General features: G+C 29.1%; 7 protein-coding genes. 6 read left to right on the top strand and 1 reads right to left on the bottom strand.

Annotated elements, in window-relative coordinates:
- The 6 genes from glnA to pyrE form a co-directional block, all read left to right on the top strand.
- The coding region (glnA, locus tag HUJ77_RS12140) for a type I glutamate--ammonia ligase (protein ID WP_291708990.1) at nt 1–1,110 on the top strand (1,110 nt) is incomplete at its 5' end.
- Nucleotides 1,111–1,135: 25 nt separating this feature from the next.
- On the top strand, nt 1,136–1,681 hold the full coding sequence (locus HUJ77_RS12135; RefSeq protein ID WP_291708988.1) for an ANTAR domain-containing protein: 546 nt from the start codon (nt 1,136–1,138) through the stop codon (nt 1,679–1,681).
- A 121-nt stretch (nt 1,682–1,802) separates the two neighbouring features.
- Nucleotides 1,803–6,353, top strand: coding sequence for a glutamate synthase large subunit (gltB, locus tag HUJ77_RS12130; RefSeq protein WP_291708986.1), 4,551 nt, complete (start codon nt 1,803–1,805; stop codon nt 6,351–6,353).
- Nucleotides 6,353–7,825: a glutamate synthase subunit beta gene (locus HUJ77_RS12125; protein WP_291708985.1), complete on the top strand. Its 1,473-nt coding sequence runs from the start codon at nt 6,353–6,355 to the stop codon at nt 7,823–7,825. Before gltB ends, HUJ77_RS12125 begins: the two co-directional genes overlap by 1 nt.
- Before the next feature lie 85 nt (nt 7,826–7,910).
- A complete protein-coding gene (locus HUJ77_RS12120; protein WP_291708983.1) occupies nt 7,911–8,339 on the top strand; it encodes a hypothetical protein in 429 nt (142 codons plus the stop codon).
- A gap of 176 nt (nt 8,340–8,515) precedes the next feature.
- Nucleotides 8,516–9,199: an orotate phosphoribosyltransferase gene (gene pyrE / locus HUJ77_RS12115; protein WP_291708981.1), complete on the top strand. Its 684-nt coding sequence runs from the start codon at nt 8,516–8,518 to the stop codon at nt 9,197–9,199.
- Nucleotides 9,200–9,223: 24 nt separating this feature from the next.
- Here pyrE and HUJ77_RS12110 read toward each other — a convergent pair whose 3' ends face one another.
- Nucleotides 9,224–10,201, bottom strand: a complete 978-nt coding sequence (locus HUJ77_RS12110; RefSeq protein ID WP_291708979.1) for an alpha/beta hydrolase — start codon at nt 10,199–10,201, stop codon at nt 9,224–9,226.
- Nucleotides 10,202–10,446: the final 245 nt, after the last annotated feature.

Genomic DNA, 10,446 nt, shown 5'->3' with positions numbered 1-10,446 from the left:
TGTGTAAAATTAGCACTTCAATTAAGGAAGGATAATAAAAAACCTTTATTAGTTGCATGTGATATATATAGACCTGAAGGAGATCCATTTGAAGGAGATCCTAGAAATATCTTAAAGAAAGTTTTAAAAGAAGCAGAGGATTTAGGATATTCAATGAATGTTGGACCTGAATGTGAATTCTTCTTACTAAATACTGATGAAAATGGAAAGCCTGTATTAAAGACACAAGATAACGCAGGATATTTCGACTTAAGCCCACTAGATGCTGGTGAAAATGTTAGAAGAGATATAGCTTTAGTGTTAGAAGATATGGGATTTGAAATTGAAGCTTCACACCACGAGGTTGCTGAAGGTCAAAATGAAATAGATTTTAAATATGAAGATGCATTAACTACTGCTGATAATATTATGACATTTAAATTAGTTGTTAAATCAATTGCTCAAAGACATGGTGTATATGCAACATTTATGCCAAAACCTTTCTTTGGTATAAATGGTTCTGGTATGCATGTTAATATGTCATTAAATAAGGATGGTAAAAATGCATTTGTCGATGAAAATGATAAATTAGGATTAAGTGCTACAGCTTATAGTTTCATAGCTGGATTGGTAAAGAATATAAAGGGAATCTCTGCTATAACAAATCCTCTTGTTAATTCATATAAGAGATTAGTTCCAGGATATGAGGCACCAGTATATATAGCATGGTCAGCAAAAAATAGAAGTCCTCTTATAAGAGTTCCAGCTTCAAGAGGAAATGGTACTAGAATTGAGCTAAGATGTCCAGATCCAAGTTCAAACCCATATTTAGTTTTAGCTTGTCTTTTAGCTGCTGGTCTTGATGGAATTAAAAATAACTTAGTTCCACCTGAAAGTGTAGAAAAAAATATCTTCAAAATGACTTTAGAAGAAAGAGACTTAGAAGGAATAGAAAGTCTTCCAGGCAGCTTAGAAGAAGCAATAAAATATATGGAAGAAAGCGAATTAGTAAAGAACACTTTAGGAGAACACACATTTAATAATTATATAAAAGCAAAGAAAGCCGAATGGGATGACTATAGAAGTAAAGTGCATGCTTGGGAAATTGAAAATTATTTAAATCAATATTAATTTTACTTGTAAGGGAGCAATTTAAATGACAATAGATGTAATAATTGCACTAAATAAAGAAGAAACTTCTCAAAAGATAAAAAGTATCCTAGTAGGAAACGGCTTTAATGTTATAGCAATGTGTAAATATGGTAATGAGCTTATACGTTCAATAAAGCAATTTTCTCCATCTATAGTCATTAGTGGTTATAAGTTCAATGATATGAATTTACTTGATATATATGATAGTACTGGAGATGATTGTAGCTTTCTTGCTATTGTAAATGAACCATATAAATCAATTATCCAAGAGGAAACTGATATAATCTGTATATCAAGTCCAATAAATACTATGTTGCTTGTAAATACCTTAGATATTATTTATCAAAGTGAGAGAAAAATTAATAAATTAAAGAAAAAAGTTAATAACTTGGAAGTGAAAATTAATGACAGGATAATTATTGAAAAAGCAAAAGGTATACTTATGGATCAAAAAGGAATAAGTGAACAAGAAGCTTATAGATTTATCCAAAAAAATAGTATGGATGTTGGATTAAAAATGGTTGAGTATGCAAAGGAAATTATATCATAATAAATTTTTAAATGTTTAATAGTATAAATAAAAATTAAAAAATAGGATTATTGGAGTAAAAAAAATAGTACTTCGATAATTCTATTTTATCAACTATATAATAAATTATTCTAACGAGGGGATGATATTTATGCATAAAGATATAGGTCTATATAGAAGTTCTTTTGAACATGATGCCTGTGGGATTGGAGCTATAGTTAATATTGATGGAATTAAAACCCACAAATCTATTGAGGATGCTCTAAATATATTAATTAATTTAGAACATAGAGGGGGTACTGGAGCAGATGGTAAAACTGGAGACGGATCAGGGATACTATTTCAAATACCTCATAGATTTTTTAAAGAAGAAGCGCAAAAACTTGGTGTAATCCTACCTAGTGAGGGAGATTATGCAGTGGGCATGTTCTTTTTACCAGTAGATTTAACAGAACAAGAAGCTTGTGTTAGTATATTTGAAAAATTATGCTACGAGGAGAATTTAAAGATATTAGCTTGGAGGTCTGTACCTGTAAATAAATCAGTACTAGGTGAATATGCAATATCATCTATGCCTTGTTTTAAACAGGTCATTATTGAAAAGCCTTCAGATATTAAGGATTATATAGAATTCGAAAGAAAGCTTTATATTATAAGAAGACGATTTGAAAAAGAATTAGTTACTGAAAAGGCATATATATCATCTTTGTCTTCTAAAACTATCGTATATAAGGGATTATTACTTGCAAGCCAGCTTAAAAACTTTTATATTGATTTATCAAATGCTAAAGTTCAATCAGCAATTACTATGGTACATTCAAGATATAGTACTAATACTGTTCCAAGCTGGAAAAGAGCACATCCTAATAGATATATAATTCATAATGGAGAAATCAATACCTTAAGAGGGAATATTAATAGTTTATTAGCAAGAGAGGGAAATCTATATAAAGAAGATATAGGTAAAAATTTAAGGAAAGCCCTACCTATTATAAATAGTGAAGGTTCTGATTCAGCTATATTAGATAATACTTTAGAGTTTTTAATTATGAATGGAAAAAGCATAGAAGAATCTATTATGATGTTGGTTCCAGAGCCATGGGAAAAGAATAATTTCATTTCTAAAGAAGAAAAAGCATTTTTTGAATATAACGCTACATTAATGGAACCATGGGATGGTCCAGCAGCTATTGTATTCTCTGATGGAAATGTTATGGGAGCAACTTTAGATAGAAATGGTTTAAGACCTGCTAGGTATTATATAACAAAGGATAATAATTTAGTATTATCATCCGAAGTAGGCGCTTTAGATATAAGAAATGAAGATATAGTATCAAAGGGTAGATTAACTCCTGGTAAGATATTATTAGTAGATACCTTAAATAAAAAGATACTAAGTAATGAAGAAGTTAAAAAGCAATATTATTCAAAGAGACCTTATTTAGATTGGGTTAATAATAACATAATCCCATTAGAAAATATAAAGGTAAATTTAATTAATAGTAATGACTTCTCTACTATAAATAGAGATAAGCTACTGCAGATTTATAACTACACATACGAGGATTTAAAAAATACTATTTTACCAATGTGTGAAAAGGGTGAGGAACCATTAACCTCTATGGGAGTAGATACTCCTCTAGCAGTATTATCAACAGAACCTCAACCACTTTTTAATTATTTTAAACAATTATTTGCTCAAGTAACAAATCCACCTATAGATGCAATTAGAGAGGAAATTATAACCTCTACAACTATGTATCTTGGTTCATCAGAAAACCTATTAGGTGAATTAGAAGGAAATAAGCCTAAAATTAAACTATCAACTCCAATTTTAACTAATGATGAGTTAAATAAAATAAGAAAATTTGATAATCCTAATTTTAAGGTAAAAACTATAAATTCTTCATATGGTAAAAAAGATGATGAGTATGATTTAGACTTAGCTTTAGATTTATTATGTAAGGAAGCTGAAAGTTCAATATTAGAAGGATATAACATTATAATTTTAAGCGATAAAAATGTTAATGATAAAATAATTCCAATACCATCTTTATTAGCTTTATCTGCTGTACATCATTATTTAATTAAGAAGGGGCTTAGAAGCAAGGCTGATTTAATTGTTGAAAGTGGAGAACCAAGAGAAGTTCATCATTTTGCTACTCTTATTGGATTTGGTGCTTCAGCTATAAATCCTTATTTAGTATATGAATCAGTTCATAAGCTACAAGAAGATAAACTTTTAATTGAAGATTACAATGTTGCTGTTAAGAAATATAACAAAGCTATATTAAAGGGATTAATTAAAATAATGTCTAAGATGGGTATATCAACTATCCAATCTTATAAGGGTGCTCAAATATTTGAAGCTGTAGGAATAAATGAACATGTAATTAATAAATACTTTACTAATACAGTAAGTAGAATAGAAGGAATATCATTAAAGGAAATACAAGATGAAATTCTTAGAAAGCATAGAAATGCATATAAAAAGAGTAATTCTAACTTTAAATTCACTTTTAATTCAAGTGGAAGAGATAAATTTAGAGCTGACCAGGAAGAGCATTTATACAACCCATTAACTATATATAAACTACAACAAGCAACAAGAACTGGAGATTATAATACCTTTAAGGAATATTCTCAGTTAATAGATAGTGAGGATTCATTTATTACATTAAGAAGCCTCTTAGATTTTAAATATTTAAGTGATCCTATTCCAATAGATGAAGTAGAAAGTATTGAATCAATAGTAAAGAGATTTAAAACAGGTGCTATGTCTTATGGCTCTATTTCTAAGGAAGCCCATGAAGCTTTAGCTATTGCAATGAATAGAATAGGTGGAAAATCTAATACTGGTGAAGGTGGAGAAGATAGAGATAGATTCATAATTGATGAAAATGGAGATTCAAGAAAATCTGCTATAAAGCAAATAGCTTCTGGAAGATTTGGAGTAACCTCTGAATATTTAGTTAGTGCTAGTGAAATACAAATAAAAATGGCTCAAGGAGCTAAGCCTGGTGAAGGTGGACAACTTCCTGCTAAAAAAGTCTATCCATGGATAGCAAAGACTAGAGGGGCTACTACTGCCGTAGGATTAATATCACCACCACCACATCATGATATATATTCAATAGAAGATTTAGCTCAATTAATATATGATTTAAAACAATCTAACGACCAAGCAGATATTTCTGTAAAATTAGTTGCTGAAGCAGGTGTTGGTACAGTAGCAACAGGTGTTGCTAAAGCAGGTGCAAATGTAATTTTAATATCTGGTCATGATGGTGGAACCGGTGCATCACCTAAAACTTCAATACAAAATGCTGGATTACCATGGGAGCTTGGAATTGCAGAAGCACATCAAACTCTTATTCTAAACAACTTAAGAGATAGAGTTAGATTAGAAGTAGACGGTAAATTAATGACTGGTAGAGATGTAGCTATTGCAGCTTTACTAGGAGCAGAAGAATTTGGATTTGCGACTGCACCATTAGTATCTTTAGGTTGTGTAATGATGAGAGTATGTAATTTAGATACATGCCCTGTAGGAATAGCTACACAAAATAAAGAGCTTAGAAAGAGATTTAAAGGTAAGCCAGAGTATGTAATAAACTTTATGTATTTTATAGCTGAAGAATTAAGAGAATATATGGCTAAACTTGGATTCAGGACTATTGATGAAATGGTTGGAAGATTCGATAGACTTAAAGAAAAAGAAAGTAAAAAGGGCTTTAAGAGAAGTAAGATTAATTTATCTTCATTATTAATTAAAGATGAAAGATTCTTTACTTCACAAAATAAATTTAATAAAAACTATAAAGAAGCTAAGGCCATAACATTAGATAGAAGTTTATTAATTCCTATAGTTGAAAAAAACTTTGACGGTAATAACTCAATAAAAATAGATATCGATATAAATAATACTGATAGAACCTTAGGAACATTATTAGGTTGTAATATAACTAGGAAATATGGCTATAATACATTAAAGGATGATTCCATATTATTAAACTGTACAGGCTCAGGTGGACAAAGTATAGGTGCATTTATGCCAAAAGGAATAACAATTAAAGTAAATGGTGATTGTAACGATTATTTAGGAAAAGGGCTATCTGGCGGAAAAATTATTGTTAAAAATCCAGAAGATTGTAATATAAATCCAGAAGAGAATATTATTATAGGTAATGTTGCATTATACGGAGCAACCTCAGGAAGAGTATTTATTAATGGAGTTGCTGGTGAAAGATTTGCAGTAAGAAACTCTGGAGCTACAGCTGTAGTTGAAGGAGTTGGAGATCATGGTTTAGAATATATGACTGGCGGAACAGTAGTATTACTAGGAAAATGTGGTCTTAATTTTGCAGCAGGCATGAGCGGTGGTATAGCTTACGTATATGATTATGATGACACCTTTAATAGCAAGTTAAATAGAGAATTAGTAAATATAGAAACTATAGAAATTAATGATGAAGAAACTATTAAATCTCTAATTAAAGAGCATGTTGAAGCAACAGATTCTAAACGTGGTACAGAAATATTAAATAATTGGAATGAAGAAATTAAAAATTTCAAAAAAATTGTTCCTAATGATTACAAAAAAATAATAACATTAATAGATAAGAAAAAAGCTGAAGGCTTAAATCATGAAGAAGCACTTCTAGCTGCTTTTTACGAAAGGAGTGCTATGTAATGGGAAAACCAACTGGATTTTTAGAATTTGAAAGAAAAGTAGGAAAAAATGATTCTGTAGCAGAAAGAATAACTCATTACAATGAATTTCATAACTTGCTTTCTAAAGAAGAGCAGGCAAAACAAGGTGCAAGATGCATGGATTGTGGAATTCCATTTTGTCAATCAGGATTATTAATAAAAGGAATGGCATCAGGGTGTCCTTTAAATAATTTAATACCTGAATTTAATGATTTAGTATATAAAGATAATATAAATATAGCATTAGATAGATTACTAAAAACTAATCCATTTCCAGAGTTTACTGGAAGAGTATGTCCAGCACCATGCGAATCAGCATGTACAGTATCTATAAATGGACCTGCAGTTAGTATTAAGGAAAATGAAAGATATATAATTGATATGGCTTTTAAAGAAGGTCTTATGAAGGCTGAGGTTCCTAAGTATAGAAATAATAAAAAAGTATCTGTAATAGGTTCTGGACCTGCAGGTTTATCTTGTGCTTACTATCTAAATAGATTTGGATATAATGTGGATGTCTTTGAAAGAGAAGATAGACTTGGAGGATTACTAATGTATGGTATTCCTAATATGAAGCTAGATAAAGAGGTAGTTAATAGAAGAATAAGATTATTAGAAGAGGAAGGAATTAATTTCTTCACTAATTCAGATATATGTATAGATGAAACTTTAAGAAATAAAGTTCTAGAAGAGTATGATTCTATTGTATTAGCTACTGGTGCTACTAAACCAAGAGATTTAAATGTTCCAGGAAGGAACCTAAAAGGAATACACTTCGCAGTAGATTATTTAAAGGAAAACACAAGAAGCTTATTAAATAATGAAGAAGTTTCAAATCATATATCTAGTAAGGATAAAAATGTTCTAATAATTGGTGGTGGAGATACTGGTACAGACTGTGTAGCAACTTCAATAAGACAAGGCTGTAAGTCTGTAACTCAATTAGAAATAACAAATCCATTACCAATGGAAAGATTAGATAATAATCCTTGGCCAGAATGGAATAGAACTTTAAAGGTAGATTATGGACAAGAAGAATCTATTGAAGTTTTCGGACAAGATCCAAGAAAGTATTGCACAAGTGTAAAAGAATTTATATCAGATGAAGATGGAAATGTAAAAGCTGCTAAAACTATAAGAGTAAATTGGTATCAAGATGAAAATGGTAGACTAACCTTTAAAGAAGAAGAGGGGAGTGAAGAAATTATTGATGTAGATATCGTTATGCTTGCAATGGGATTCTTAGGTACTGAAGAGTATATAAGCAATAGTTTTAATGTTAAGCTTGATAATAGAGGAAATATTAATGCAGAGTACAAGCTATTTAAAACTAGCAGAGAGAAAATATTTACTTGTGGTGATGCACGTAGAGGTCAATCTCTTGTTGTATGGGCTATAAGAGAAGGTTTAGAGGCTGCAAAAAGTATAAATGAATATTTATCAGGAAAATAAAAAATTATAGTAAATATTACTTCCTTTAATTATTTGATAATTCCATATAATAATAATGTGAATATCTAAAAAGGAGGGACAAAAGATGATAAGATATTTAGCTTTACTTTCTATAATATCAACTACCATAATTTCATCTAATCTTAATAATATTAAAGCAGATGATCTTAGGTATAAAGGAAATGCGTTAAGGGTATTTAGTGAATGTAGGATAAATTTAAGTAAAGAAGATAAATTTGATGACTTTTGGACTCCTAAAAATGAAGGATACCTTAATGAGACTCAAAAAGCGAAAATTAACTCTTTAAGAGAAAAAATTAATAATGGTGAAAAATTAACAATTACAGAGTGTAGTGAGCTAAAAATAATTAAGGCTGATGTAATAAAGTTAAAGCTTGGTGAAGAAAAGTTTAAAGAACTTGAAAAACTAATTAATAAAAGAGAAGGTTCTTTAGAATTAACTTTACCTGAAAGACAAAGACTTTATGAACTAAATAAAGAAGCCAGAGAATAAAAATTCATAGATATTCATAACTTATTAGGAACTGTTTAAGGCAGTTCCTAATTTTTATGCAATTAAATTATATATATGAAAATATTAGCAATTTTAAAGAAATGATGATAAAATTAAAAAGACATATGTTTATTATATTTATACGATTAATATTTGTATCGAAAGGATGATTTATTGTGGATAGATATAAAGAAGAATTTATTGAATTTATGGTTAATAGTAACGTTTTGAGATTTGGTGATTTTACTACTAAAAGCGGAAGAAAGACTCCCTTCTTTATAAATACTGGAAATTACACTACAGGGGCTCAATTAAAGAAATTAGGAGAATTCTATGCTAAAGCAATAAATAAACATTTTGGATCTGATTTTGATGTTTTATTCGGTCCTGCTTATAAAGGGATTCCTTTAACAGTAACAACAGCTATTTCTTTAAATGAATTATATGATACAAATGTTGAATATTGCTCTAATAGAAAAGAAGTAAAAGATCATGGTGAGGGTGGAATCTTATTAGGGGGCTCTATAAGTAATGATAAAAAGGTAGTAATTGTTGAAGATGTTATGACTGCAGGAACTTCAATATATGAGACTGTACCAATATTAAAGGCACAAGGGAATGTAGATATTAAAGGTTTAATTATATCAGTAGATAGAATGGAAAAAGGGAAATCAGAAAAGTCTGCCCAAGAAGAAATTAAAGAGAACTTTGGAATTACTACTTATTCAATAGTTACTATGAAGGAAATAGTTCATTACTTATATAATAGAGAGCTTAATGGGAAAATATATATTGATGATAATATGAAGGCTTCTATAGAAGCTTATTATGAAAAGTATGGAGTTCCATATAATAAATAAAATAGGGATGCAAAATAGCATCCCTTATTTGTTATTAATATCTAAAAACTTTAGTACTTCAAAGCATAGAGCTGTTAGTTCAAATTTATTGTAACCAGTAAAGTAATGAGATCCTGATTTTAATGTAAGTAACTTAGTTTTAATATTATAATCTTTTAACTTATTATATAAAAACTCCGCATTTTTATAAGGTACTATTTCATCCTCTTCACTATGTATAATTAAGGTTCTAGGGGTATCAGTACTTATATAGTTTATAGGACTATACTTACCTAAAGTCTGCCATGAATTAACTATACTTTCAATATCATCTTTATATTCTTCATCTATGGAAGAAGTATCTAATGTACTTAACTCTGTTGGACCAAATACATCTATAAGGTATTTTACTTTTGATGAGTAATTAATTAATTCCTTATCTCCCTGAAATTTATCCTCTCCAGAATAAGCTGCCATTAATGCAAGATGAGCCCCAGATGATATACCCATAATACCAATATTATCTGTATCAAAGTTATACTTTTCTTTATTCTTATAAACCCATCTAATTGAATCCTTAACATCAATTATAGGATTTTGTAAAGGTACATTCTCCTTTAGCAGTTCATAAGAAACGCTTATAATTGTATATCCGCTTTTATTTAAAGCGTTTAATAAGGGATCTAGACCTATAGGGATGCCATTGTCACCATAGATCCAGCTACCTCCATGAACATATAAAATAACAGGTGAGGGTTTATCCTCTATATCTGATTTATATATATCTAAGAAAACATTGTTAGATGTACTTTCTTTATATTTTATATTCCTTACATCCATAGATGTTGTAATATAGTAATCTGTTAAATTACCTAGTGTTGCAACAGATTCATTTGATTTTTTTAGTTCTTCATATACTCTATATATTATCATGAGTGAGTTTTTGAAGTAGATTCCTATACCCAAAGTAGTAATTAATACTGAAATCAAAAAAGCTGTAATTATTCTAAATATATTCTTCAAAAAATCACCTTCCTATAATTAATACTTATATTATTGACATAAATGAAAAATATAAATGAAACTTATTATAATTTTTTTTAAAATGAATATATTGTATTAATATTTATTAAATAAGGAGGAGGTCTCTATAAGTAATTATTTAACTCTTGGTGGTAATGAATCTTTATTAAGTATAAATTATATAGCTAATGATATTTTAAATAAACAAAATGAACCTCTACTATGCTATAAAATTAATGAAAAAG

This window comes from Clostridium sp., assembly GCF_021443865.1.
Lineage (GTDB): Bacteria > Bacillota > Clostridia > Clostridiales > Clostridiaceae > Clostridium.
Note: the sequence above shows the minus strand (reverse complement) of the source record. Positions and strands in the feature narration are given on the sequence as shown.

What these genes read in the sequence shown, in the direction of transcription:
- gltB (WP_291708986.1), top strand. Translation starts at nt 1,803, where the DNA reads ATGATATTTATGCATAAAGATATAGGTCTATATAGAAGTTCTTTTGAA.
- HUJ77_RS12135 (WP_291708988.1), top strand. Translation starts at nt 1,136, where the DNA reads ATGACAATAGATGTAATAATTGCACTAAATAAAGAAGAAACTTCTCAA.
- HUJ77_RS12120 (WP_291708983.1), top strand. Translation starts at nt 7,911, where the DNA reads ATGATAAGATATTTAGCTTTACTTTCTATAATATCAACTACCATAATT.
- HUJ77_RS12125 (WP_291708985.1), top strand. Translation starts at nt 6,353, where the DNA reads ATGGGAAAACCAACTGGATTTTTAGAATTTGAAAGAAAAGTAGGAAAA.